At 73.3% G+C, this 23,783-nt stretch carries 17 protein-coding genes and 1 pseudogene; 2 read left to right on the forward strand and 16 right to left on the reverse strand.

Annotation, left to right across the window (positions count from 1 at the left end; translation table 11 throughout):
• Positions 1-60 precede the first annotated feature (60 nt).
• From ligD to ACIQ6Y_RS03680, 3 genes are read right to left on the reverse strand one after another with little or no spacing between them, the layout of a single operon-like run.
• Positions 61-987, reverse strand: a complete 927-nt coding sequence (ligD, locus tag ACIQ6Y_RS03670; RefSeq protein ID WP_404032338.1) for a non-homologous end-joining DNA ligase — start codon at positions 985-987, stop codon at positions 61-63.
• Positions 984-2,831, reverse strand: coding sequence for a transketolase (locus ACIQ6Y_RS03675; protein WP_404032340.1), 1,848 nt, complete (start codon positions 2,829-2,831; stop codon positions 984-986). Before ACIQ6Y_RS03675 ends, ligD begins: the two co-directional genes overlap by 4 nt.
• Positions 2,828-4,345, reverse strand: coding sequence for an NAD(P)/FAD-dependent oxidoreductase (locus tag ACIQ6Y_RS03680; RefSeq protein WP_404032343.1), 1,518 nt, complete (start codon positions 4,343-4,345; stop codon positions 2,828-2,830). The genes ACIQ6Y_RS03675 and ACIQ6Y_RS03680 overlap by 4 nt, the downstream gene beginning before the upstream one ends.
• A gap of 228 nt (positions 4,346-4,573) precedes the next feature.
• Here ACIQ6Y_RS03680 and ACIQ6Y_RS03685 point away from each other — a divergent pair.
• Positions 4,574-5,179: pseudogene (locus tag ACIQ6Y_RS03685) on the forward strand (TIGR03557 family F420-dependent LLM class oxidoreductase); the annotation flags it as partial.
• Here ACIQ6Y_RS03685 and ACIQ6Y_RS03690 read toward each other — a convergent pair.
• The 3 genes from ACIQ6Y_RS03690 to ACIQ6Y_RS03700 form a co-directional block, all read right to left on the reverse strand.
• Positions 5,133-6,224, reverse strand: a complete 1,092-nt coding sequence (locus ACIQ6Y_RS03690; protein ID WP_404032346.1) for an SDR family oxidoreductase — start codon at positions 6,222-6,224, stop codon at positions 5,133-5,135. The pseudogene ACIQ6Y_RS03685 and the gene ACIQ6Y_RS03690 sit on opposite strands and share 47 nt — an antisense overlap.
• A gap of 6 nt (positions 6,225-6,230) precedes the next feature.
• On the reverse strand, positions 6,231-6,764 hold the full coding sequence (locus tag ACIQ6Y_RS03695; RefSeq protein WP_404032349.1) for a phage holin family protein: 534 nt from the start codon (positions 6,762-6,764) through the stop codon (positions 6,231-6,233).
• A 358-nt stretch (positions 6,765-7,122) separates the two neighbouring features.
• Complete coding sequence (locus ACIQ6Y_RS03700; RefSeq protein ID WP_404032352.1) at positions 7,123-9,063, reverse strand: DUF5107 domain-containing protein; 1,941 nt, start codon at positions 9,061-9,063, stop codon at positions 7,123-7,125.
• Between the two features lie 144 nt (positions 9,064-9,207).
• Between ACIQ6Y_RS03700 and ACIQ6Y_RS03705 the strand changes: the two genes are divergently transcribed.
• Positions 9,208-9,555: a DUF6204 family protein gene (locus tag ACIQ6Y_RS03705; protein ID WP_404032355.1), complete on the forward strand. Its 348-nt coding sequence runs from the start codon at positions 9,208-9,210 to the stop codon at positions 9,553-9,555.
• On the opposite strand, the gene ACIQ6Y_RS03710 is transcribed toward ACIQ6Y_RS03705, so the two are convergent.
• From ACIQ6Y_RS03710 to ACIQ6Y_RS03755, 10 genes are all read right to left on the reverse strand, one after another.
• Entirely contained in the window at positions 9,527-10,090 is a 564-nt protein-coding gene (locus ACIQ6Y_RS03710) for a GNAT family N-acetyltransferase (protein ID WP_404032358.1), read from the reverse strand. The two genes, ACIQ6Y_RS03705 and ACIQ6Y_RS03710, sit on opposite strands and share 29 nt — an antisense overlap.
• A 160-nt stretch (positions 10,091-10,250) precedes the next feature.
• Complete coding sequence (locus ACIQ6Y_RS03715) at positions 10,251-12,023, reverse strand: CocE/NonD family hydrolase (RefSeq protein WP_404032361.1); 1,773 nt, start codon at positions 12,021-12,023, stop codon at positions 10,251-10,253.
• A 212-nt stretch (positions 12,024-12,235) separates the two neighbouring features.
• Complete coding sequence (locus ACIQ6Y_RS03720; protein WP_404032364.1) at positions 12,236-13,165, reverse strand: LD-carboxypeptidase; 930 nt, start codon at positions 13,163-13,165, stop codon at positions 12,236-12,238.
• Positions 13,162-15,099 (reverse strand): prolyl oligopeptidase family serine peptidase, encoded by a 1,938-nt coding sequence (locus ACIQ6Y_RS03725; RefSeq protein ID WP_404032366.1) that lies wholly within the window; start codon positions 15,097-15,099, stop codon positions 13,162-13,164. Before ACIQ6Y_RS03725 ends, ACIQ6Y_RS03720 begins: the two co-directional genes overlap by 4 nt.
• Positions 15,100-15,116: 17 nt before the next feature.
• Positions 15,117-16,421, reverse strand: coding sequence for a M20/M25/M40 family metallo-hydrolase (locus ACIQ6Y_RS03730; protein ID WP_404032369.1), 1,305 nt, complete (start codon positions 16,419-16,421; stop codon positions 15,117-15,119).
• The gene (locus tag ACIQ6Y_RS03735) at positions 16,414-17,247 is read right to left on the reverse strand and encodes a M55 family metallopeptidase (RefSeq protein WP_404032372.1); all 834 of its coding nucleotides are present in this window, start codon (positions 17,245-17,247) and stop codon (positions 16,414-16,416) included. Before ACIQ6Y_RS03735 ends, ACIQ6Y_RS03730 begins: the two co-directional genes overlap by 8 nt.
• 98 nt (positions 17,248-17,345) lie before the next feature.
• Positions 17,346-18,071, reverse strand: a complete 726-nt coding sequence (locus ACIQ6Y_RS03740; protein ID WP_404032375.1) for a class I SAM-dependent methyltransferase — start codon at positions 18,069-18,071, stop codon at positions 17,346-17,348.
• 101 nt (positions 18,072-18,172) lie between these two features.
• Positions 18,173-20,638 (reverse strand): SpoIIE family protein phosphatase, encoded by a 2,466-nt coding sequence (locus tag ACIQ6Y_RS03745; protein ID WP_404032378.1) that lies wholly within the window; start codon positions 20,636-20,638, stop codon positions 18,173-18,175.
• 140 nt (positions 20,639-20,778) lie between these two features.
• A complete protein-coding gene (locus ACIQ6Y_RS03750) occupies positions 20,779-23,166 on the reverse strand; it encodes an MFS transporter (RefSeq protein ID WP_404032381.1) in 2,388 nt (795 codons plus the stop codon).
• Positions 23,167-23,315: 149 nt separating this feature from the next.
• On the reverse strand, positions 23,316-23,759 hold the full coding sequence (locus ACIQ6Y_RS03755) for an SRPBCC family protein (protein ID WP_404032383.1): 444 nt from the start codon (positions 23,757-23,759) through the stop codon (positions 23,316-23,318).
• Positions 23,760-23,783 lie beyond the last annotated feature (24 nt).

Below are 23,783 nucleotides of genomic sequence, written 5' to 3' on the forward strand. Positions count from 1 at the left end.
CGCACGGCGAGTGGCCCGCAGAGCCTTGGCCAAACCCGGCAGGCGGGCCTTTCACGTCGGTCAGCCGCGCAGCGCGTCCAGTCGGCGCCGGGCCGGACCGAGGGACCTGGCCCGGTTCATGACGCCCGACCAGGGGTTCGTACGGGCCTGCTCCACGGCGTCCTCGATGCTCCAACGGCGGGCGGTGAGACCGGGATCGGCGAGCTGGTCCCAGGTGAGGGGCGTGGCGACGGGTGCGCCGGGCAGGGGGCGTACGGTGAAGGGCACGACCGCGGTCTGGGCGTAGGCGTTGCGCTGGATGTCGAGGTAGAGACGGTCGCCGCGGTCCTTCTTGCGGGCGGCGGTGGTCAGCCGGCCGGGGTGGGACGCGACGAGCAGCTCGGCGACGTCCCGCGCGAACTCCCTTACGTCGTCGAAATCGTGACGGCCGTTCAGGGGCACGACCACATGCAGTCCGCGCGAGCCGGTGGTCATCGGCGCCGAGGGCAGCCGGAGTTCGTCGAGGACCTCGCCGAGCAGCCCGGCGGCCTCGCGGACCTGCTCGAAGTCGTCCCCCGCGGGGTCGAGGTCGAACACCATCCGGTCGGGCCGGTCGATGCCGCCGGTGCGCGACAGCCAGCGGTGCAAGGTGAGACAGGCCTGGTCGGTGAGGTAGAGCAGGGTGGCGGAGTCCTCGCAGACGGTGTGGCAGACCGTGCCGCCCTCCTTGGGCACCTCGAACCGGGTGATCCAGTCCGGGTAGTGCTCGGGGGTGTTCTTCTGCATGAAGCTCGGGCCGTCGATGCCGTCGGGCCGGCGCTCCAGCATCAGCGGGCGGCCGCGCAGATGCGGCAGCATGAACGGCGCGACGGCCCGGTGGTAGTCGGCGAGGTCGCCCTTGGTGTACTCCTTGGCGTCGCCGTCGCCGGAGAAGAGCACCTTGCCGGGCCGCCGCACCTCGACGGTGCGGCGGCCGGCCCTGATCCGTCGTACGTCGTCGCCGCTCACGGCACGACCGCCTGCTCCACCAGCAGCCGTACGCCGGCGGCGACCGACTCGGCGTCGATGCCCGCGGCGTGCAGCTGCTCCTCGGGGGTGGCCGAGCCGGGCATGGTCCGCACGCCGAGCCGCACCAGGCGGGGCATGGGGCGTCCGTCCAGGAAGGCGTCGACGACGGCGTCGCCGAGGCCGCCCTCGGGGTGGTGGTCCTCGATGGTGACCAGACAGCCGGTGTCCTCGGCGGCCTGCCGCAGGGTGAACCGGTCGACGGGCTTGACCGAGTACAGGTCGATCACGCGCACGGCGATGTCCTCGCGCGCCAGCAGGTCGGCGGCGGCGAGCGCCTCGTGCACGGTCACGCCCGCCGCGACCAGCGTGACCCGGTCGTGCGAGGAGGAGCGCAGCACCTTGGAGCCGCCGACCGGGAACTCGTCGTCGGGGCCGTAGATCACCGGCGTGGCGCCGCGCGAGGTGCGCAGATAGCGGACGCCGTCCAGCCTGGCCATGGTCGCGACCAGGCGCGCGGTCTGGTTGGCGTCGCACGGGTACAGCACGGTCGAGTCGTGCACGGCCCGGAACATCGCCAGGTCCTCCAGGCCCATCTGGGAGGGTCCGTCCTGGCCGATGGAGACCCCCGCGTGCGAGCCGACGAGGTTGATGCCCGCGCCGCTGATGGACGCCATGCGGACGAAATCGTAGGCGCGGGTGAGGAAGGCGGCGAAGGTGGAGGCGTACGGGACCCAGCCGCGGGACGCGAGTCCGACCGCGGCGGCGACCATCTGCTGCTCGGCGATGTAGCACTCGAAGAACCGGTCGGGGTGTTCCTTGGCGAAGAACTCGGCGCGCGTGGAGTCGCTCACCTCGCCGTCCAGGGCCACGACGTCCCCGCGCCCGCTGCCCAGTGCGGCGAGGGCCTTGCCGTACGCGTCCCGGGTGGGCACCTCCTCGCCCTTGGGCCAGCTCGGCGGCTCGTAGGGCCCGGTGTGGACGGCGTGCAGGGCGCGCGCCGCGGGCGGTTCGGCCACCTGGACGGTCAGGTCGGAGGTGCCGCCGAGCTCGGCGACGGCCCGCTCGGCGTCGGGCAGCGGCTTGCCGTGCAGGCCCTCGCGGTCCTCGACGTCCTCGACGCCCTTGCCCTTCAGGGTGCGGGCGAGGATCGCGGTGGGCTGGCCGAGGGTGGAGACGGCCTCTCCGTAGGCGCGGTCGATCGCGTCGACGTCATGGCCGTCGATCTCCACGGTGTGCCAGCCGAATGCCTGGAAGCGGCGGGCGTAGGCGTCCAGGTCGTGGCCGTGGCGGGTGGGGCCGCGCTGGCCGAGGCGGTTGACGTCGATGATCGCGGTGAGGTTGTCCAGGTGCTCGAAGGAGGCGTGCTCGGCGGCCTCCCACACCGAGCCCTCGGCGAGTTCGCTGTCGCCGCACAGCACCCACACCCGGTATCCGGTGCGGTCCAGGCGTTTGCCGGCCAGCGCGATGCCGACGCCTACGGGCAGGCCCTGGCCGAGCGAGCCGGTGGCCGTCTCCACCCAGGGCAGTTTGCGCGGGGTCGGGTGGCCCTCGAGTCGGCTGCCCTGCTTGCGGAAGGTCAGCAGTTCCTCGTCGTCGACAACGCCGGCCGCCTTGGCCGCCGCGTACATCAGCGGGGAGGCGTGGCCCTTGGAGAGCACGAAGCGGTCGTTGGCCGGGTGGGCGGGACGGTCGAAGTCGTAGCGCAGATGGCCCGCGAGCAGTACGGCCATCAGGTCCGCGGCGGACATCGACGACGTCGGGTGCCCACTGCCCGCGGCTGCGGCGGCGCGTACGCTGTCCACGCGCAACTGGCGGGCGAGGTCGGCGAATTCGCGGGAGTTCATCGCGCTCCTTGGTCGGGTTCGTCGGGCTTCTCGGATTCCTCGTCGCCGGGTTGCGGAAGCTCCCCGAGACGCCGGGACCGGTCGGGGCCGTCCGGCGTGTCGGAGTCTTCGCCCGGGAGGTCCTCACGTCGTACGGGACCGGGTGGTTCGTGGTGACGGTCGTCGGCCGCGGCCTCGGACCCGGCTGCTGCCGCGGCCGCCGGCTCGGGTCGCCCGGCCACCCGGGCCAGCTCCGGCGCGGCCGTGTCCAGCGGCACCGACCAGGAGCGGACGAGGCCCAACTGCACGGCCTGGCGCGGCAGTACGGCGTCCAGCAGCCAGTCGGCGGCGACGCGGACGCGGTTGCCGGGCATGGCGGCGAGGTGGTAGCCGCGGGTGACCAGACCGGCGAGCGGCCCGGACAGCGGCAGGCCGAACGGGTCGGCGGCGGCCTGCGCCCCGCCCAGGTCGACGGCGAAGCCCAGTTCGCGATGCCGGTAGACGGCGGACTCGCCCCAGCCGAGGGACGCGGCCACGTTGCGGCCGCAGACCTTGCCCTGCCGCCAGGCGTGCTGCGCGGTCATGGGCGTGTACTGCCCCGGCCGGTCCAGGTCCGGTACGGCGGCCGCGTCCCCGCAGGCGAACACCTCGGGCCTGCCGGGCACCCCCAGCCGCGGGTCGACGAGCAGCCGGCCGCGTTCCAGGGGCAGTCCGAGCGACTCGGCGAGCGGGTCGGGCCGTACGCCGACGCACCACACGAGGGTGCGGGTGTCGACGAACTCCCCGTCGGTGAGCAGCACTCCCTCGGGTGTGGCCTCCTTCACGGAGGTGCCCATGCGCACGTCGACGCCGCGCTTGCGCAGCACCTGGTCGGCGGTGCGCGAGAGCCGCTGGTCCAGTTCGGGCAGGACCCGGTCGGCGACGTCCAGCAGCATCCAGCGCGGCCGCATGCCCGAGCGCATCGGGTGCTTGCGGACCTGCGCGTCGGTGAACAGCTGCCCGTGCGCGGCGACTTCGGTGCCGGTGTAGCCCGCGCCGACGACCACGAAGGTGCAGCGGGCCCGGCAGCGCGCGGGGTCCTCGGCGGAGGCGGCCAGCTCGACCTGGCGGGTCACGTGGTCGCGCAGATAGAGGGCCTCGGGCAGGCCGCGGAAGCCGTGCGCGTGCTCGGCGACCCCGGGGACGGGCAGCAGCTTGTTGACGCTGCCCGCGGCCAGCACCAGCCGGTCGTACTCCAGGGTCCCGCCGCCGCCCTCGGGGTCGCGATAGCGCACGGTCCGTGCGTCGAGGTCGATGCCGTCGGCCTGGCCGAGGACGAGCCGCACCCGGGGCAGCGTGCCGGACAGGGACACCGTGACACGGCGTGGCTCCAGGATTCCGGCAGCCACCTGCGGCAGCAGCGGCAGATACAGAAAGTAGTCCGTCGGGTTCAGCAGGGTGATGTCGGCCTGCTGCCGGGTCAGTCCCGACAGGGTGCGCGCCGTGCGGTACCCGGCGAACCCGGCGCCGACGATCACGATGCGGGGTCGGGTCACGATCTCGCCTCCGGCGGTGGCGTATGTGCTCGTACGAGGCCTTCCGCGTCCCCCCGGCCAGGGCGGCCAAACCCGGGGCGGCCGGACCGGGCCGGTTTCCGCGGGGGCTCCCGGGTACTCGGTGCGGGTCCCGAACCGCCCCTCGCGGAGGTACCCCCCATGCCCGAGTACGGCTACTTCCTGGCCTCGGAGGAATTCGGCCCCGCGGATCTCGTGGAGCAGGCGCGGATGGCCGAGCAGGCCGGTTTCACGTCGCTGTGGATCTCCGACCACTTCCACCCGTGGAACGACGCGCAGGGTCAGAGCCCGTTCGTCTGGTCGGTGATCGGCGCGATCTCGGAAGCCGTGTCGCTGCCGGTGGAGACCGCGGTCACCTGCCCCACCGTCCGTATCCATCCGGCGGTGGTGGCGCAGGCCGCCGCGACCTGCGCGGTGATGACGAACGGCCGTTTCCGGCTGGGCGTCGGCACCGGCGAGGCGCTCAACGAGCACATCCTGGGCGATCCCTGGCCGCCCGCGCATGTCCGCATGGAGATGCTGGAGGAAGCGATCCAGGTCATGCGCAAGCTGTTCACCGGCGAAGAGGTCAACCACGACGGCGTCCACTACACGGTGGAGAACGCCCGCCTGTACACGGTGCCCGAGGAGCCGGTGCCGATCGACGTCTCCGGGTTTGGTCCGAAGGCGACCTCGCTGGCGGGCCGGGTGGGCGACGGCTTCATCACGATGATGCCGGACGCGGAGCTGGTGGAGCAGTTCCGCAAGGGCGGCGGCGGCACGAAGCCGGTCATGGGCGGTACGAAGGTCTGCTACGGCCCCGACCGCGACGAGGCGGTGAAGACGGTGCGCCGGCTGTGGGCCAACCAGCTGCTGCCAGCGCACCCATCGCGCCCAGGGCGCCCGCCACGAGGAGGCCGGCGCCCAGGCGGCTCCGGTTGCGCGAGAGCCACTCCTGCGGGTCGCCGTCGCGGGACTCGGCGTCGAAGCGGCCGTGCGCGCCGTGGTCGTGCCCGTGCGGGCCGTCGGCCGGGGCCCACAGGTTCCCGGCCCCGCCGGGCTCCTCCCCCGGCTGCCGCGGCTCCTGCTGGCTGTCGTACCCGGTGCGGGCCAGATAGCGGTCCAGCAGCCCCGGGGCGACCGCGTTGGCGAGCAGCGCGGCCGCGGTGGAGCCGCCGATCCAGTACTCGCGCCGCCGTGGGTGCGCGGCGGCGTGCACGATCGCCCGCGCGGCCACCTCGGGCTGGTAGACGGGCGCGACCGGACGGGGCCGCCCCGGCATCCGGTTGAGCACCCACTCGAACTGCGGGGTGTTCACGGCCGGGAGCTGCACCATCGTCGTGCGCACCCGGCTGCCGTCCCGCAGCAGTTCGCAGCGCAGCGACTCGTTGAAGCCCTGGATCGCGTGCTTGGCACCGCAGTACGCCGACTGCAGCGGCACGCCCCGGTAGGCGAGCGCGGAGCCCACCTGCACGATCGTGCCGCGGTCGCGGGGCAGCATGTGCCGCAGGGCCGCCCGGGTGCCGAACACATAGCCCAGGTACGTCACTTCGGTGACCCGGCGGAACTCGTCGGGCGTGATCTCGGTGAAGGGCGCGAAGACTCCCGCGAACGCGTTGTTGACCCATACGTCGATGCCGCCGAACGCGTCGGCGACCTGCTGGGCGGCGTCCTCGACGGCCTTGGCGTCGGCCATGTCGACGCTGACCACGAGTGCCTCGCCACCGGCGCGCTGCACGTCGTCGGCGGCGCCGGCGAGCCCCTCTCGGCCGCGGCCCAGCAGCGCGACCCGGTCGCCGCGCGCGGCGAAGGCCACGGCCGTGGCGCGGCCGACTCCGCCGCCGGCCCCGGTGACGACGACGGCCCTACCCCGCCCGCGCACCGGTGCTCACGCCCTGTGGTGCGGGTTCTCGGGGTCGATGTCGTCCGGCCTCGGGGCGGGTGCGTCGCCCAGTCCGGGGGCCGGGGTGCCCGCGCCGGGTGCGCCCGTGGCGGCACCCGCGCCGCCCGGTGCGACGGGCGGGACCGGCGGGTAGCCGCTCGGGCCGGCGAGGCCGCCGGGCGGGCCGAGCGGGGCGGTGCCGCCGTGCACGTGCTCATGTGTCTCGGCCGTCCGCTCGGGCGTGGGCCGCGAGGGCTTCGCAGCGGCGCGCAGCGCGTAGGCGAGGGCGCCGAGGATCAGCGCGGTGATCAGCGCGGCGGCCCAGTCGGGCAGCCCTGCGGCCAGGGCCAGCCCCACGGTGAGGGCCAGCGCCGCGCCCGCGTACAGGGCGACGGCGCCCGACGCCGCGTACAGCATCGCCTTGCGGCGCTGTCCCCTCGTCTGCCGGCGCAGCTCGTCCCGCACGGTCTCCCGCGCCACCTGCGCGAGCTCGTCGACCAGTGCCTTGTCCAGATGCTCCAGGTGATCCAAGCGGTCCATGGGGGTCGGGTACCCGTGGTCCCGAGTGCGTAACGCCGTGTGCCCATCAGCGCCGTCACACGTCTGCGGGCTGTCTGTGGCTTGTCGCGCAGTTCCCCGCGCCCCTGGGGCCATGCAGCCCAGCGGCGTCCCAGCCGGGGCTCGCCCGATCGCGCCACCGCCGAGGGTGCCTCGCGTCCGTGGTCGGCTGCGGGTTGTCTGTGGCTGATCGCGCAGTTCCCCGCGCCCCTTAGGGCGGTGCCGTGCAGCCGCCGCCGCTGCGGGCATGCGTGCCGCCTGGGGCGGCTCCCGGCCCAAAGAAGCGGCACCTCGTAGCGCCGAGTTGCGCCGATGCCCTGGCCTCAGCAGCGGCGGGCCGTCAGTCGGTCGGTGTCGGGCGCATGCGGAAGTCGTACCTCGCCGGGAGTGGGTCGTCGGTGAGGCGGGACCAGAGTCGGTCGATGTCCGCGGCGCCCTCCCGGAGGTCGGGCACCTCGAAGCCGGACTCGAAGACCCCGCGCGCTTCCTCGGACCGGCCCTCCGCCAGGAGCAGGGTCGCTTCGATGAGGCGGAAGCGGCCCCGGCTGCGGGTCGCCTCGTCCAGCCGCTCCCAGACGCCCCGCGCCTCCGGCACCCGCCCGACGGTGAGCAGCGCTGCGATGGCCTCACGGCCCAGTGCGGCGGTCGCGGTGGAGCCGCCCGGCAGTTCGGCGAAGGCCTCGGCGTAGCGGTCGGCGGCGCGTGCCAGGTGGCCGGACTCCAGGTCGGCCACGGCGAGGCAGCGCAGTGAGGGCCAGCGCAGGGCAGCACCCGGCAGGGACCGCTCCCAGCTGCGTACGGCCTGCGCCCGGTCGCCGGCGTGCCACTGGGCGATGCCGAGGTGGTACTCGGCGAGCGGCGTGGCAGGGGCGGTCTCCAGCATGTCGCGCCAGGGTGGGGCGACGAGGGTTTCACCGGGTTCGCCGACCAGGCCCGGCTCGGGGAAGGACCCGGAGCGCAGGAGCTCCAGCCAGGGTGCCTGTGCGTCAGCGAGGGTGGACTCCGCGAAGGGCGTACCCGGCAGCTTCCACCCCGCGCGCAGCACCTCCAGCGCACCCCACCCGGAGCCGGTGGACAGCGTCTCGCCGGGCTCGGTGTCGGCGCAGTCCCGCCACGCGGCGTACGCGGCCTCGACGTCCGCGCGGGGCAGCACGGCCTCCAGCCGGGCCTCGGCCGCGTCCAGGACGGCAGGCCAGTCGCCGTCGGCATCCGTGTCCAGCGGTCCGTACGCCTCCAGCCAGCTCACCTCGCTCTCCGCCTCCAGCCGGACGTGCTCCAGCTGGGTGCGGGCGAGCCCGGCCTGGATCTCGCAGTACCCGCCGGTGCCGGGCTCCGTGAGCCACTCCTGCCAGCGCCGCCCGCCGGTGCCGGAACCCCACACGAAGAGCTTCCGGCCGCGCAGGACGTCGGTCGAGGTCTGCACAAGACCGTGCCCGTCGGCGTCCAGGGCCGCGATCCAGCGGCGCTGCCCGTCGGGGACGTCGTAGAACCAGTCGGCCGCGTAGTCGCTGTTCAGCGGGTAGGTGCGGTCCACACCGTCGTAGGCGGGGACAGGCACCTTGCGCAGGCGGCGTTCGTAGCCGAAGTGCCAGGCCTCGTCGGCGGGGACGAGCACCCTGCGCTCCTCGGGCACCGCGATGTTGGACCACCAGTAGGTGGGCCGCGGCCGCTCGTGCGGGTTGCGGACGCGGATGCCGGCGTAGAGGAAGTCGGAGCCGTCGGGGAGCCAGAGGTCGACCTGGAAGGGCAGGTCGCGCAGTCGCTCCCACTCCCACAGCCGCAGCATCTCCCCGCCGTCGGGGGCGGGGACGCGGGCGGCGTGCAGGGGTGCGCAGGACAGGGTGGTGTGGCCGGTGGCGCCGATGTTCCACTCGATGCCGCCGGAGTACCAGGCGCCGTTGAGCGCGAAGTCGGCGGGCTGGAACACCGGGTTGACGTAGAGAAGTTGACGGTCCGTCGGCTTGTGCCGCAGGGAGGAGATCCGGCCGCCCAGTCCGGGCAGGACGGTGACCTCCAGGCGGTCGTTCTCCAGCACGAGCGCGTCGATGTCGCGCGGTGCGCGCTGCCGGTCGTATCCGTCCCGGACGCGCAGCGGCAGCAGGCTGCGCAGCGGTTCGTGGCCGACCTGGCGGGCCATGTCCCGGGGCAGTCCCGCCTTGTCGCGTTCCTCGATGCGGTGGACCTCGTCCAGGGGCCGCAGCGGGGGCAGCGGGTTGTCCGGTCCCAACTCGGCGGCGGGCAGCGTCACTACGGCACGTCGGATCGTCGTCACGATCACCATGGAACCCGGCGGCCGGACGGCCGACCAGGGGACCTGCCGGTCAGGATTGGGCAAAGAGCCGCCCCGAATATTCCGCGTGGACCCCCTCCCGGCGACGTACAGTCGGCCCTTCCGCAGAAGAACAGCACACGAGGAGCGAGAGCAGTGAGCGAGCAGCACACCTACCGGGTGATCGTCCGGGGCACCTGGGACGGGCTCACCGAGGCGGCGCGGGCGCGGCTGCTCGCCGAGGCGGCGGACCACGGGCTGGCGAGCATGCGGTTCACGCAGGAGGGCACGCTGTCGTACGAGGCGTCGCCGCTGAAGCACTTCTCGATGCGGTTCGTGGTGGTGTCGGACGCGGCGGACGGCGAGGAGATGGCCGCGGCGATCGCGGAGGACCGGGCCGAGACGGTGCTCAGGGGCCTGGGCTACGGCTTCGGCCCGCTGCGGTCGACCGTCACCGACCTCGACACCATGAAGATCAACCGGAAGTCCGCATCTCGGCGGTGAGCGCCCAGCGCTCGTGGTCCCGCCAGGCCCCGTCGATGAAGAGCATGTCCGGGGAGAAGCCTTCCAGCCGGAAGCCGCAGGCACGGGCGAGCGCGATGGAGGCGGTGTTGCCGGGCTGGACGTTGATCTCCAGGCGGTGCAGCCGCAGCGGTCCGAAGGCCTGGCCGATGACGAGGTCGAGCCCTTCGCGCATCAGGCCGCGCCCGGCGGCGTGCGCGAAGGCTCCGTAGCCGAGGGCGCCGCACTGGAAGGCGCCGTGGACGATGTTGTTGATGTTGATGAACCCGGCGAGAGCCCGGCCGGCGCCTCCCTCACCCTTCTCGCACACCAGGAAACCAGCCCTGGCCGGGTCCTCGATCAGCCGGCCGGCGTAGGAGGCGTAGGCCTCGGCGGTGTCGGGCGGGAAGAGCCAGGGATGGTGCAGGTCCTTGCTCTCCCTGGCCCGCGCGGTGAACTCGTCGCCGTCGGCCAGGGTGAAATGACGTATGCCCACGCGGGAGCTCTCGGCCAGGAAACGGGATGCGGTGTGCGGCATCGGTCCAGCTTATGCCGGGGCCGGCCGCCGCGGCCGCTCAGCCGCCGACCACCGGCAGCCGCGACACCCCGGTCACGCTCACCCTCCGACCACCGGCACCCGCAGCACCCCGGTCACGCTCACCCTCCGACCACCGGCACCCGCAGCACCCCGGTCACGCTCACCCTCCGACCACCGGCAGCCGCAGGACCCCGGTCTCCTCCGGTGCGCTGACCACCGTCACCGGCTTCACGCCCTTGTTGCCGAAGTACGCGTCGTCGCTCGCGGCGATCACGAACCGCAGCCGGTGTCCGGCCTCGTAGCGGTGCACGATGCCCGGCAGGGTGACCGTGAAGCTCTTGGTGACGTCGGGTACGCGCACGGGCGCGACCAGCCGGCGCACCAGCGTCTTCGTGCCGTCGGGGGCGATGTCGTACACCTTGGCGAACAGCACCAGCTTGTCGGCGGCGTCGCCGGAGTCCTGGCCGCGTTCGGCGGCGGGCGAGTCCACCTTGAGGGTGGCGCGGGGCGCGCCGACGACGTCGAGGGCGCGCGGCAGCGGCTCGCTGGTCCATGCCAGGTGGGTGCCCGGGGTGTCGTACGGGGCGGGGTCGGGCAGGCCGACGACACCGGCGAGCGAGCTCTCCGAATGGCTGGTGGGGATCAGCCAGTTGGTGTACGAGCGGCTGCCGCGGGCGACCTTGGCGCGGTTGTCGACGAGCTTGCCGTCGCCGGAGAGGTAGTACGTGCTGTCGAGTGCGGGGAGCCGGTCGGCGGTGGCGTACCGGTCGGCGGGGTCGGCGATCCAGTCGCGGTAGTACGCGAAGGCGGGGCCGGTGTCGACCGCCCGGTCGCGCAGGTGCCGGTCGAACCAGGCGAGGATGCGGCGGCCTACGTAGCTGGTCTCCAAGTTGCCCTGGCCGAGGTCGAGTTCGCCCTCCGCCGGGTCGGTGAGGCCGCCGCTGTGTCCCCAGGACTGCCAGATCATGTTCACGGGGGTGCCCTGGGCCTTGAGCGCCTTGTACGTGGCCGTCGCCTCGTTGAGGTTGAACAGGCTGTCGGCCTGCCCCTGGATCAGCAGGGTGGGTGCCTGCACGCGGTCCAGGTAGGAGACGGGCGAGACGCTGCGGGCGTAGGAGAGCAGCTCGGTGGTGCGGTCGGCGGGGTAGGCGCCGGAGTTGAGGGTGCGCACGGTGTCGCAGGCCTGGGTGACGAAGTGCAGGCAGGTCAGGGAGTTGATGCGGGAGGGGTCCAGGCTCGGCTGGAGCAGCGGCTGGCCCTCGCCGATGAGGTAGAAGCCGTTGGACCACTGCCATTTGAAGGCGCCGGGGACGTCCCGGGCGCCGACGGCGTTGTTCGGGTCGAGCGCGTACGCCAGGTCGTGCCAGGTGATCATCGGCACGAGCGCGTCGACGCGGTGGTCGACCGCGGCCGTGGCCAGCTGGATCGCGCCGCCGTAGGAGCCGCCGATCATGCCGACGCGCGGGTCGCCCGCGGCGTCGAGGGTGACGAAGTCGGCCGTCGTGCCGTCGTCGGCGGCGCGCTCGCCGGCCAGGAAGTCGATGAGCCGCGAGGCGGCCGTGCCGTCGATGCGCGGGTCGTCGAGGGAGATCAGACAGCCGGACCCGCCGAAGCCGAGGCCGGAGTAGGCGAGCGAGACATAGCCGCGTTCGGCGAAGGCCTTGGCGCCGGCGTCGGTGGAGCCGTCGGCCTTGCTGCCGCCGAAGCCGTTGGTGGTGAGCACCGCCGGTGCGCGGTGGGTGCCGTCCGTCCCGGCGGGCCGGTAGAGGTCGGCGTCGATCGTGCAGGTGCGGCCGCCTGCCTGGACCGTGAACTTCAGGGCGGTGACGGTGTACTGGCCGGTCGCGCCGGCCGGGGCGGTGAGCGCGAGGGGGGCGGTGAGTGCGAGACCGAGGGCGAGGGCGGCACCGGATCTGGGCACGCGACGGGACACGAGACCTCCACACTGAGGCACACGGGGACAACCCGGCTTACCGACCGGTAGGTACCGGCCGGTAAGCCATGGTGTGACACGTGTCAGAGACGGTCAATCACCGTGACGGAGGTATCTTGACGGTAATTCAGCGTGCCTTGGACGTGAATCACTGTTCCTTGGACCGCGAATCAGTGTCCGTTGACCGTGAATCAGTGTTCCTTGACGGAGCCTCAGTGGAGGGCAGGCGCGTCCAGCGTCAGCGTCCGCGCCTCCGCGTCCAGTTCCGCGGCCACCCCGAAGGGGATCGTCGACGCGCCCTCGCAGTGCCCGAACCCGAACTCCTCCACGACCGGCACACCCAGCGGGCCGAGCCGGTCGACGAGCATCGGCCGCAGCCTCTCCTCGTAGGGTTCGCAACTCTCCCAGGAGCCGAGCAGCACCCCGCTCACCCCCTCCAGGCCGCCCGCGCGCAGGAGTTGGGTGAGGTAGCGGTCGAGCCGGTACGTCTCCTCCCCCACGTCCTCCAGGCACAGCAGCCCTCCCGCCGCGGAGGTGCGCGCGTGCGGGGTGCCCAGCTCGGCGGCGAGCAGGCTCAGACAGCCGCCGAGCAGCACACCGCGGGCCCGGCCCGGCACCATGGCCCGGCTGCCCGGGGCGGCGATGGTGGTGACGGTCTCCGGCGCGAACAGCGTGGCCCGCAGGTGCTCCTGGGCGTGCGCGTTCTTGATGAAGTCCACGCCGGCCGCCATGGGCCCGTGCAGCGTGACCAGGCCCAGCCGGACGGCGAACGCCTCGTGCAGGGCGGTGACGTCGCTGAAGCCGACGAACACCTTCGGGCCGGCCGCCCGCAGGGCCTCCCAGTCCAGCAGGTCGACCATGCGCTGCACGCCGTAGCCGCCGCGGGCACACAGCACGGCGTCGACCGACGGGTCGCACCAGGCGGCCTGGAGGTCGGCGGCCCGGCCCGCGTCCGTGCCCGCGAGGTAGGGGAACTCGGGGTGCCGGTCCAGGACATGGGGCGCCACGACCGGGTCGAGGTCCCAGCCGCGCAGCACGTCGAGGCCGGCCTGGAGCCGCTCCTCGGGCACGGGCCCGCTCGGCGCCACGACAGCCACCCGGGCACCGGGCGCGAGCCGCGAGGGACGCTGCAGTTCTCTCATTTCGCCAGCTCCAACCGCGGCACACCGCGCAGCTCGATCCCGAACACCTGGGCGTACAGGGACAGTTCGGCCTCCAGGGCGCGCACCATGGTCTCCGCGCGCCGGAACCCGTGCCCCTCGCCCTCGAAGGCGATGTACGCGTGCGGCACCCGCCGGCCCTCCATCCGGGCCAGCAGCCGCTCGCTCTGGGCGGGCGGGCAGATCACGTCGTCCAGGCCCTGGAGCAGCAGGAAGGGCGCGGTGATCAGCTCGGCGTGCTCGACGGGCGAGCGCTCGGCGTACCGGGCGGGTACCTCGTCGTAGGGCCCGACGAGGGTCTCCAGGTAGCGCGACTCGAAGTCGTGGGTCTCCCCGGACGCCCAGCCGGCCAGGTCGAGGACGGGGTAGATGATCGTGCCGCAGGCGTAGACGTCGGTCGCGGCGAGGGACGCGGCCGTGGTCCAGCCGCCCGCGCTGCCGCCCCGGATGGCGAGCCGGGTCCGGTCGGCGGTGCCTTCCTCGGCGAGGGCCAGCGCGACGGCCGCGCAGTCCTCGACGTCGACGACGCCCCACTGCTCGCGCAGCCGGTTGCGGTACTCCCGCCCGTACCCGGCCGAGCCACCGTAGTTCACCTCGGCGACCCCGATGCCGCGCGAGGTGAAGTAGGCGATCTCCAGGTCGAGCACCAGCGGGGAGCGCCCGGTGGGCCCGCCGTGCGCCCACACGACGTACGGCGGCAGCTCGGCGTCCGGCGCCGTGCACAGCGGGTTGTGCGGCGGGTAGACGTGGGCGTGGATCTCCCGGCCGTCCGGTCCGGTGAAGGTGCGGATCTGCGGCTCGGGGTAGTGCGCCGGGTCCACGTCGTCCTGGTGCGGGGCGCCGATCACGCGGGCGCGTCCGGTGCGGGTGTCCAGCTCGATGACCTCGTAGGCGGTGCGCGGGCTGGCGCCGACGGCGACGACGCGTTCGCCGTGCACGGCGAGGGTGGGCGCGAACTCGGTCCACGGCCCGGCCGCGTCGACGACCTCACCGGTCTCGGGGTCGAGGATGCCGAGGGCGGTGGCGCCGCGGCCGTGCACGACGGCGATCAGGCCGCTCTCCAGCGGCGCGAACCAGCGCTGGCCGACCTTCCACAGCGGGCCGCCGAACTCCTCCTCGCGCGGGCACAGGGCCTTGCCGTCGCGGTAGAGGTTCCACCAGCCGGTGCGGTCGGAGGCGTACAGCAGCGCGCCGTCCGCGGCGAAGCCGGCCTGGCAGACGGACTCCTCGGGCCCGCCGGCCACCACCTCGGGCGCTGTGAGGGTGCCGTCGGGGCGGACGTCGGCGAGCAGCAGCTCGGTGCCGTCCCACGGCATGTTCGGGTGGTCCCAGCCGATCCAGCAGGCCCGCCGCCCGTCGGGCGACAGCTTCGGCCCGGTGACGAACCGGTGCCGCTCGGGAGTCAGTTCCCGTACGACCGCCGACCCGTCCAGCGGTACGGCGACCAGGACGCGGCGGACGTCCGACGGCCCGTCGCCGGTGAACTCCTCAAGGACGCACCACACTTCGCCGCGCTCGGGCAGCAGCACCGGGTCCGCCCAGCGCAGCCCGCCGCCGACCGCGGAGACCGGCGTGAGCGCGACCGGCTCGGCACCGGGCTCCCACCGGTACAGGCGCTGGTCGGCGAAGTGCACGAACACCACCAGCGGGCGTCCGTCCACCTCCGCCCCGGCCCAGGGCTGTCCGCCGTACTCGACGACCCTGCTGCGCACGTTCCACGGCGCGGGCAGAACCGGCTCCTCGCGGCCGTCGGCGTGCCGGCGCACCAGGGTGCGGCGGCCGCCCTCGGTGGGGCGCGGCTCGGTCCACCAGGCCTCGTCGCCGACGAAGCCGACGTACTCGGGGTGTCCGTCGTGGGCGGCGGCGAGGGCCGCGTCGATGGGCGAGGGCCAGGAACCGTAGGCGAGTGTCTGCACGTCGTCCCCCACTTCGCTCAGGCGGTCCGCAGGAAGCGGTCCAGGACGCGGACACCGAAGTGCAGCGCCTCGACCGGGACCCGCTCGTCGACACCGTGGAACAGCGCCTGGTAGTCGAAGCCCTCCGGCAGCTTCAGCGGCGCGAAGCCGTAGCCGGTGATGCCCAGGCGCGAGAACTGCTTGGCGTCCGTGCCGCCGGACATGCAGTACGGCACGGTGTACCCCTCGGGCGCGAACTCCTCGACGGCCTCCCGCATCCGCAGGAAGGTGGGTGCGTCGACGGGCGCCTGGAGGGCGACCTCCCGGTGGTGGAACGTCCAGTCCACGTCGGGCCCGGTCAACTCGTCGAGCGTGGCGCGGAATTCGTCCTCGTGACCGGCGAGGAAACGCCCGTCGACGTAGGCCGATGCCTCGCCGGGGATGACGTTGACCTTGTAACCGGCTTCCAGCATGGTCGGGTTGGCGCTGTTGCGCACGGTCGACTCGACCAGCTTGGCCGCCGGGCCCAGCTTCTCCAGCAGCCCGTCGACGTCGTCGAGGTCGGGCTCTATGCCGTAGAGCGCGGCGAGTTCGGTGAGGGCGGCCCGCACGGTCGGGGTGAGCCTGAGCGGCCACTCGTGCGCGCCGATCCGTGCGACGGCGGCGGCGAGGCGCGTCACCGCGTTCTCCCGGTTGACCTTGGAGCCGTGCCCGGCACGGCCCCGAGCGGTCAGCTTCATCCAGCCCGTGCCGCGCTCCCCGGCGGCGATGGGGTAGATCTGCCGGCCGGAGCCGTCGTGGAAGGTGAAGGCGCCGGACTCGCTGACGCCCTCGGTGCAGCCCTCGAACAGATGCGGGTGCCGGTCGGCGAGGAAGCCCGAGCCGTCCTCGGCGCTGGCCTCCTCGTCCGCGGTGAACGCGATGACGACGTCCCGCCGCGGCCGTACGCCCTCGCGGGCCCAGGACCGTACGACGGCGAGGATCATCGCGTCCATGTTCTTCATGTCGACCGCGCCCCGGCCCCAGACCACCCCGTCGCGGATCTCCCCGGAGAAGGGGTGCACGCTCCAGTCGGCGGCCTCGGCCGGCACGACGTCGAGATGACCGTGCACGAGCAGCGCGTCCGCGGACGGCTCGGTGCCCTGAAGGCGGGCCACCACATTGGTACGGCCCTTGGTGCGCTCCAGCAGGATGGGCTCCAGGCCCGCCTCGGCCAGGGCCGCGGCCGCGTACTCGGCGGCGGGCCGCTCCTGGCAGTCGCCGCCGCCGCGGTTGGTGGTGTCGATGCGGATGAGGTCGGAGGTGAACCGGACGACCTCGTCCAGCGCCTGCTCGTCAGCCATACTGCTCCTCCACTGCGGCCGAGACGATGGTGGTGACCGCCTTGAAGGTGCGGATCCCCTCGAACATGGTGTCGCTGGTGTAGGCGACCTTGCGCTCCCCGATCCGCGCCACGCCCGGCACGACGGTCGCGGCCATCGCGAGGTGCTCGGCGTCGAACTCCAGCGCGACGGTGTGCGGCCCGGCGGAGACCGGCTCGTGCCGCACGGCCAGCGCGGCCGCCTCCTTGGCCGCCGCGCGGATGTCGGCGGCGGTCCTGGTCGGCGTACGGCAGACCGCCGCGTACCGCGACACATGGTCCTTCACGGCGACCTTCAGCGCCTCCGGCGCGTACCCCAGCGCGTCCTCGCAGGCCAGGTCGTCGCCGGTGACCAGGACGACCGGGACGCCGTACTCGGCGACGACGTGCGCGTTCAGCAGGCCCTCGCTGGCGCGTACGTCGTTCAGCCAGACGCCCGTGATCTGATTGGCGAGGTAGGTGTGCGCGAGGACGCCCTCCATGCCGGCGCCCGCGTGGTAGCCGATGAACGCGATCCCGTCGACGTCGCCGTGCTGCACGCCCTCCACCATCGACAGCGCCTTGTGCCGGCCGGTCAGCATCTGGGCCCGCTCGTCCAGCTGCTCCAGCAGGAGGTTGCGCATGCTCCAGTGCGCCTCGTTGATGAGGATTTCGTCGGCGCCGCCGTCGAGGAAGCCGAGCACCGCCGCGTTCACGTCCGAGGTGAACATCGACCGGCACCGCTCCCACTGCGGTGTCCCCGGCAGCACATCGGCGGGCCAGGTCACGCCGGTGGCGCCCTCCATGTCGGCGCTGATCAGGATCTTCATGGTGCGTCACGTTACGCGGAGAAGCGAGAACGGGCCAGGACGCGGATTCTCCCGCCCTGACCGGTTCTGCGCCCTGTGTCACTCATGCCCCGGCGGCCTCATGCCGCACGGCCCACCACCAGCCATTTCGACGGGATCCGGATGCGGGTGCCGTCGGCCGTGTGCTCGGTGGTGGTGAGCGGCAGATCGCCGGTCCCGAGGACGGTGAGGCCGGCCGCGGTGAGGTGGTCGGCGACCGCCGCGTCGGTGACCTCGCCGGGCGCGATGCCGTGCCGGAAGACCGGGGCGAGCTTGGCGGGCGGCCCCTCGGGGCTCTGGGCGAGGCCCCGCAGGACCGCCCCTGCGGCCTCGGACGGCTCGACCAGGAAGGCGCGGCCGCGCGTGCCGATCAGCGTGGCGAGCCCGTCGGCCAGGGGCTGGCGGTCGTCGGGCTCGCACTGGTGCAGGACGCCCCGCATGTAGACGTTGGCGTCGCCCAGCTCGGCGTGCAGGGTCTCGGCCTCGGTCTTGTCGGTGGCGTCGAGCTGCCGGTAGGCGGCCTGTCCGGCCGGGTCGGCGAGCCGGGCGTGCTCCAGGGCCGCTGCCGCCAGGTCGACGCCGATGACGTGCGGGAAGCGGTCGGCGAAGAAGCGGGTCTGGGTGCCGTTGCCGCAGCCGAGGTCGATCAGCGGCAGGGCGGGGTCGGCCAGCAGCGGCTCGAACAGGGCGACGTGCACGGCTGCGGTCAGGGGCGGTTCGGCGTCCCAGAACACGGACCCCGGTTCGTCGGAGGCCTCCTGCCAGAAGCCCTCCCAGGCCTGCCGGTACCGACTCGTCACGCTCATGCCCAACTCCCCACGGTGCAGCGCCGATCCGTCGCGTTCGACGGGCGAGTACGGTCTACCCCGCGCAGCTCACGGGGACAACCGTGGGGTGCGACCGGTTTTCACCGCCTCGGCAGCGTCAGCTCGAACCACACCGTCTTGCCCGCGCCCGTGCGGCTGGTGCCCCACTCCCGGGCGAGGGTGGAGACCACCCGCAGTCCGCGCCCGGTGTCGTCGCCGGGTCCGGCGCTCAGCAGGGTCGGCAGCTCGTGGTCGTCGTCGTCCACCTCGCACAGCAGCGTGTCCCCGCGCACCAGCCGCAGTTCGACGGGCCTGGTGCGGGAGTGCTGTACGGCGTTGGTGACCAGCTCGCTGACCAGCAGCTCGGCGGTGTCGGCCAGCCCCGCGAGCCCCCAGTCGTGCAGTTGCTCGCGCACCACGGCCCGGGCCCGGGGCACCTCGGCGGGGTCGAGCGGGAGGCGCCACTCGGCGACGTCGTGGGGCTCGATGCCGTTGAGGCGGGCCATCAGCAGGGCCACGTCGTCCTTGCGGCCGCCACGGGTGTTGAGGGCGCGGATGATGGTGTCGCAGGCGTCGTCCATGGAGGCGGCCGGATGCGCGGCGGACTCGCAGAGCGTGGCCAGCCCGACCCCGATGTCCTCGCCGCGCATCTCCACCAGCCCGTCGGTGCACATCACCAGCCGGTCGCCGGGCTCCACCCGCACGCGTACGGCTTCGAAGGGCACCCCGCCGACACCGATGGGCGCGCCGGTGGGCAGGTCGAGCAGCTCGCTGCGGCCGTCCCGGGCGCGGACGACCACCGGCGGGATGTGCCCGGCGTTGGCGAGGTGCAGCTCGCTCGCAATCGGGTCGTAGACGGCGTACAGGCAGGTCGCCAGGTAGGTGTCGCCGAGGCGCTGGGCGAGGTCGTCGAGGTTGCGCAGCAGCTGCGCCGGCGGCAGGTCGAGCGCGGCCATGGTCTGCACGGCCGTGCGCAACTGGCCCATCATCGCGGCCGAGTTGAGGCCGTGCCCCATGACGTCGCCGACGACGAACGCGGTACGCGCGCCGGGCAGCTTCACCGAGTCGAACCAGTCGCCGCCGACCCTGCCGAGCAGAGTGCCGGGCAGATAGCGGGTGGCGACGTCGCAGCCCGCCCTGCGCGGCGGGATGTGCGGCAGCATGCTGTCCTGGAGCGTCTCGGCGACGGACTCCTGGTACGTGTACATGCGCGCGTTGTCGAGCACGAGGCCCGCGCGGGCGGCGAGTTCGGCGCCGGTGACCCGGTCCATGTCGTTGAACTCGGCGCGCTCGGGGTGGCGCAGCAGGATCATGAAGCCGAGGACGACATTGCGGGCCTTCAGCGGGACGACCAGCATGGACCGGCCGGTGATCAGCGGCCGGATGTCGCGCTTCTCGAACTGCGAGGCGATGGCGTGGCCCATCTGCTCGCTGATGCGCGGCACGAGGACGGGCTCGCCGGTGGTCATGCACTGGAAGAACGGGGTGTGCGCGGGGAACGGCATGGCCTCGCCGACCGGCACGACGTCGTCCCAGCGGCCGGGTTCGTCGGTGTGCTCGACGGCCACCCGGTGCCACATGGTGGTGGTGTCGGGCACGCCTTCGGGGAAGCCCTCACCCGCGACGACCTGTTCACGCAGATAGGTCCCGGCGACGTCGGTGAAGCGCGGCACGACCGCTCTGCTGACCTCGACGATGGTCCGGGACAGGTCCAGTGAGGTGCCGATCCTGCCGCTGACCTCGTTGAGGAACTCCAGCCGCTCGCGTACGGCGGTGTACTCGAGGTCCTCGCGGTCGTCCTCGGTGAGTTCGGCGGGCAGCGCCTCGCCCGCGGCGACGGCCCGTGCCAGGCGTTCCCGGCGGGCCTTGCGCTCGGCGCGCCGGGGCACGCCCCAGTCGGGGGTGACGGGCACCCGGTCGTTCTGGCTGAACTCCAGGACGGGATAGCCCAGTTCGAGGACCTGCCCGACGATCCGGGCGCCCTCCTCGACGCTCATGCTGGGCAGGATCTCGGGCAGCCTGCGGGCGAGGTCCTCGGCGCCGGGAAAGTCGGTGTGCAGGGCGAAGCCGGGCGCGATGCGCTCGACGCCGGGGCCCTCGCAAGCGTCCTCGGTGTCCTCGGTGGCCTCGGTGCGCAGCCCGGCGGCGTCCGCGGCCAGCACGAGTAGCCGCTCGGGGCCGGGGCCCACCAGCGGGTAGGCCCACCACAGGACCTCCGCCCGGGCGCCCTCCGGAACATCGAGGCGGGCGCACCCGGCGGCCGGGTAGGAGAGCGCGCCGCCGAGCGCGGGTTCCAGGTCGGGGCCGGGGCCGTCGTAGTCCTCGTAGGCCAGCGCGCCGGACACGGGCAGCAGATCGGTCACGGGCCGGCCGACGGCTATCTCCTTGGGGGTGCCGAACAACCGTCGGGCGCCGCTGCTCCAGTGCGACACCAGGCCCGCCCGGTCGACGACCACCACGGCCAGCGGAATGCGCCCGGCCGCGGGCCCGGCCTCCACGGGCCCGGCCTCCATGCCGGGCCCGGCCGGCCGGCTGGGAGGTGCTTCCCGGTCGGTGCCACGGTCCATGGCCCAAGCCCTCTCTCCGCACGCCTCCACAAGATCTGTCCCCGCACCACGGTACGGCGCCGCCCCGCACGATGTGCGGCAATGCGGGAATTGGTGCCACCGCGCGCCCGGCGCACGCCCCCGCTCCCCCGCGGGCCTCCTCAGTCCTCGTGCCCGAGCTGAAGATCCCGTTCCGTACGGCCGCCGCCCGCCACCTGGAGGACGGTGGCGACCGGCGGGTAACCGGACGCGATCACGGTGTACTCGCCGGAGGACAGGTCGACGAAGCGGAAGGTGCCGTCGGGGCCGGTGGTGAGGGTGTCCACGACGTTGCCCGCGGCGTCGAGCAGGGTGACGCGCGCGTCCTCGACGGGGCGGCCGCCGCTCGCCCGGACGGTGCCGCGCAGCACGGCCCCGCCCGCGAGCTCGATGTCCTGGCGGGTCTCGCGGGCGGCCTGGACGGTGACCGGGAGCGCGGCCGGGCGGAAGGCCGGGGCGCTGGCGGCGAGGGTGTACTCGCCGGCGACCAGCTCGCTGATGACGTACCCGCCCTCGCGGCCGCTGCGGGTGCTGGCGACGACCTCGCCGTGGACGTTGGTGAGCGTGACGGTGGCGTCCCGCACGACGCTGCCGTCGGCGGTGACGACCGTGCCCGCGAGGCGGCCCGCGCCGCCCAGGACGACGTCGAGCTCCACCGGGCGCTCGCCGACCGTCACCGTGACGGCCTGCGGCTGATGCCCGCCGGCCGCGGCGATCAGGACGTACGACCCCGGTCCGGGCGTCGCCAGCGCGTACCGGCCGTCCTCGCCGCTGGCACCCCGGCCGATCTGCTGTCCGGCCACGTCGATGAGGGTGAGCGCCGCGCGGGACACCGCCGTGCCGTCGGGGTGCTGCACGGTTCCGCAGACCGGGACCCCGGCCGTGTGGGGCGACCGGGCCTGCGGGACGGGGGCGGGGGCGGGCACGGTCGGGTGCCCGGATTCGACGGCGTTGTGGGACACCAGTGGTCTCTCCTTGAGGAAGAAGGCGATGAGCAGGCCGAGGGCGAGCACCGGCACCAGGTACAGGAAGATGCGGGGCATGGCGTCGGCGTAGGCCCGGATGTAGGCGTCGCGCAGCTCCGGAGGCAGGGAGTGGACCGCTTGCGGGGTGACGGACTCCGGGTCGGGCAGCCCGCCGCCCGTGGGCAGTTCCCTGCGCAGGGCGTCGGCGAGCCGGTCGGCGAAGAGGGTGCCGAAGACCGCGGCCCCGACGCTGCCACCGATCTGGCGGAAGTAGTTGTTGGCGCTGGTGGCCGTCCCCAGGTCGGCCGGGCGCACCGAGTTCTGCACGGCGAGGATGAGGACCGGCATCACCATGCCGATTCCGGCGCCGAGGACGGCCATCCAGATGCTGTACTGCAGCCGGGGCGTGTCGGTTTCGAGCCGGGACAGCAGCCACATGCCGAGGACGGACAGGGCGCTGCCGAGGACGGGCCAGAGCTTGTAGCGGCCGGTGTGGCTGATGAGCTGGCCGGAGACGATGGAGGCGCCGACGATGCCGCCCATCATCGGCAGCATCAGCAGCCCGGACTCGGTGGCGCTGGCCCCGTCGACCATCTGCAGGAAGGTCGGCAGATAGCTCGCGGCGCCGAACAGGGCGATGCCGACGACGAGTCCGACGAGGCCGGTGACGTTGAAGACGGAGTCGCGGAACAGTCGCAGCGGGATGAGGGGTTCGGCGGCGAAGTGCTCGGCGAGGAGGAAGAGGACCGTCGCGGCGAGTGCCCCGGCGCCGAGGCCGAGGACGACCTGCGAGTCCCAGGCGTACTCGGTGCCGCCCCAACTGGTCAGCAGCACCAGGCAGGTGGAGGCGGCGGCGAGCAACAGCGTGCCCAGGACGTCGAATCGGGGCCGTGCGCTCGGCTTGGGCAGCTTCAGCACGACGGTGACGACGGCCATGGTGAGCAGGCCGAAGGGGATGTTGACGTAGAAGCACCAGCGCCAGGTGAGGTGATCGGTGAAGTAGCCGCCGAGGAGGGGGCCCGCAACCGACGCGAGGCCGAAGGCGGCGCCGATCAGGCCCATGAACCGGCCGCGCTGCCGGGGCGGCACGATGTCCGCGATGATCGCCTGGACGCCGATCATGAGCCCGCCCGCGCCGACGCCCTGCACCGCGCGGAAGGCGATCAGCTGGTCCATGGTCTGCGCCCGTCCGGCGAGCGCGGAGCCGACGACGAAGACGGCGATGGCGAACTGGAAGACGCCCTTGCGGCCGAGGAGGTCGCCGAGCTTGCCGTAGACGGGCAGTCCGACGGTGGCCGTGAGCAGATAGGCGGTGATCGCCCAGGACATCCGGTCCAGGCCGTGCAGTTCACCGACGATCTTCGGCAGGGCCGTGGCGACGATCATCTGCTCCAGCGCGGCGAGCAGCAGCGCCAGCATCAGCCCGAGGAAGACCAACCGGACCCGGCGGGGGCTGAGTTCGGCGGCGGGCCGGGCGGGTTTCGGGACGGGGAGGCCGGGCGGGTTCTCGACCGTGTCCGTCCGCTCCAGCGTGATCCCGCCCATGCAGCGCTCCCCTCGTCACACCTGCCGCACAATTGCCGCGTAATGCGACAACCCCGAGCAAGTGCGACGAGTTACGGCGCCGATCCGGTCGAGAGGTGAATCCACTCGAACCGGTGAAGGGGCCGAAGTCCCTTGGGATGTCCGGGGACTTACTTCTCCACCTCGGCGGCGAGCTTCGCGAGCACGGCGTCGTAGATGCGGCCGAGGCCCTTGGGGGCGAAGGTCCGCTCGAAGAAGCCGCCGATGCCGCTGGCGCCGGTCCAGGTGGTGGTGACGACCACGCGGGACTTGCCCTCGCCGGCGGGGGTGACGCGCCAGACGGTGACCATGGAGGAGTTGCGGTCCTTCTCGACGAGCTCGCCGTCGGTGGGTTCGGTGACCTCCAGCAGGCAGTCGCGCACCCGCTTGCTGGTGGCCTGGAGCTTCCAGTGGACGAGGGTGCCCTCGCCGTCGCCGCCCTCGCGCACCTCGTACTCGCTGAAGTGCTCGGGCAGGAGCTTCGCGCGGGTGCCGCTGTAGTCGGCGAGGGCGTCGAACACCGTCTCCGCGTCCGCCGCGACGACCCGCTCCGTAGTGGCCTCTACCTGCGCCATTGCTTCCTCCAGGACGTTCAGTTC

Source organism: Streptomyces sp. NPDC096205 (genome assembly GCF_044763135.1).
Lineage (GTDB): Bacteria > Actinomycetota > Actinomycetes > Streptomycetales > Streptomycetaceae > Streptomyces.

What these genes read in the sequence shown, in the direction of transcription:
- ACIQ6Y_RS03735 (WP_404032372.1), bottom strand. Translation starts at nt 17,247, where the DNA reads ATGAAGATCCTGATCAGCGCCGACATGGAGGGCGCCACCGGCGTGACC.
- ACIQ6Y_RS03710 (WP_404032358.1), bottom strand. Translation starts at nt 10,090, where the DNA reads ATGCCGCACACCGCATCCCGTTTCCTGGCCGAGAGCTCCCGCGTGGGC.
- ACIQ6Y_RS03755 (WP_404032383.1), bottom strand. Translation starts at nt 23,759, where the DNA reads ATGGCGCAGGTAGAGGCCACTACGGAGCGGGTCGTCGCGGCGGACGCG.
- ACIQ6Y_RS03720 (WP_404032364.1), bottom strand. Translation starts at nt 13,165, where the DNA reads ATGAGAGAACTGCAGCGTCCCTCGCGGCTCGCGCCCGGTGCCCGGGTG.
- ACIQ6Y_RS03745 (WP_404032378.1), bottom strand. Translation starts at nt 20,638, where the DNA reads ATGGACCGTGGCACCGACCGGGAAGCACCTCCCAGCCGGCCGGCCGGG.
- ACIQ6Y_RS03700 (WP_404032352.1), bottom strand. Translation starts at nt 9,063, where the DNA reads ATGGTGATCGTGACGACGATCCGACGTGCCGTAGTGACGCTGCCCGCC.
- ACIQ6Y_RS03675 (WP_404032340.1), bottom strand. Translation starts at nt 2,831, where the DNA reads ATGAACTCCCGCGAATTCGCCGACCTCGCCCGCCAGTTGCGCGTGGAC.
- ACIQ6Y_RS03730 (WP_404032369.1), bottom strand. Translation starts at nt 16,421, where the DNA reads ATGGCTGACGAGCAGGCGCTGGACGAGGTCGTCCGGTTCACCTCCGAC.
- ACIQ6Y_RS03750 (WP_404032381.1), bottom strand. Translation starts at nt 23,166, where the DNA reads ATGGGCGGGATCACGCTGGAGCGGACGGACACGGTCGAGAACCCGCCC.
- ACIQ6Y_RS03695 (WP_404032349.1), bottom strand. Translation starts at nt 6,764, where the DNA reads ATGGACCGCTTGGATCACCTGGAGCATCTGGACAAGGCACTGGTCGAC.
- ACIQ6Y_RS03740 (WP_404032375.1), bottom strand. Translation starts at nt 18,071, where the DNA reads ATGAGCGTGACGAGTCGGTACCGGCAGGCCTGGGAGGGCTTCTGGCAG.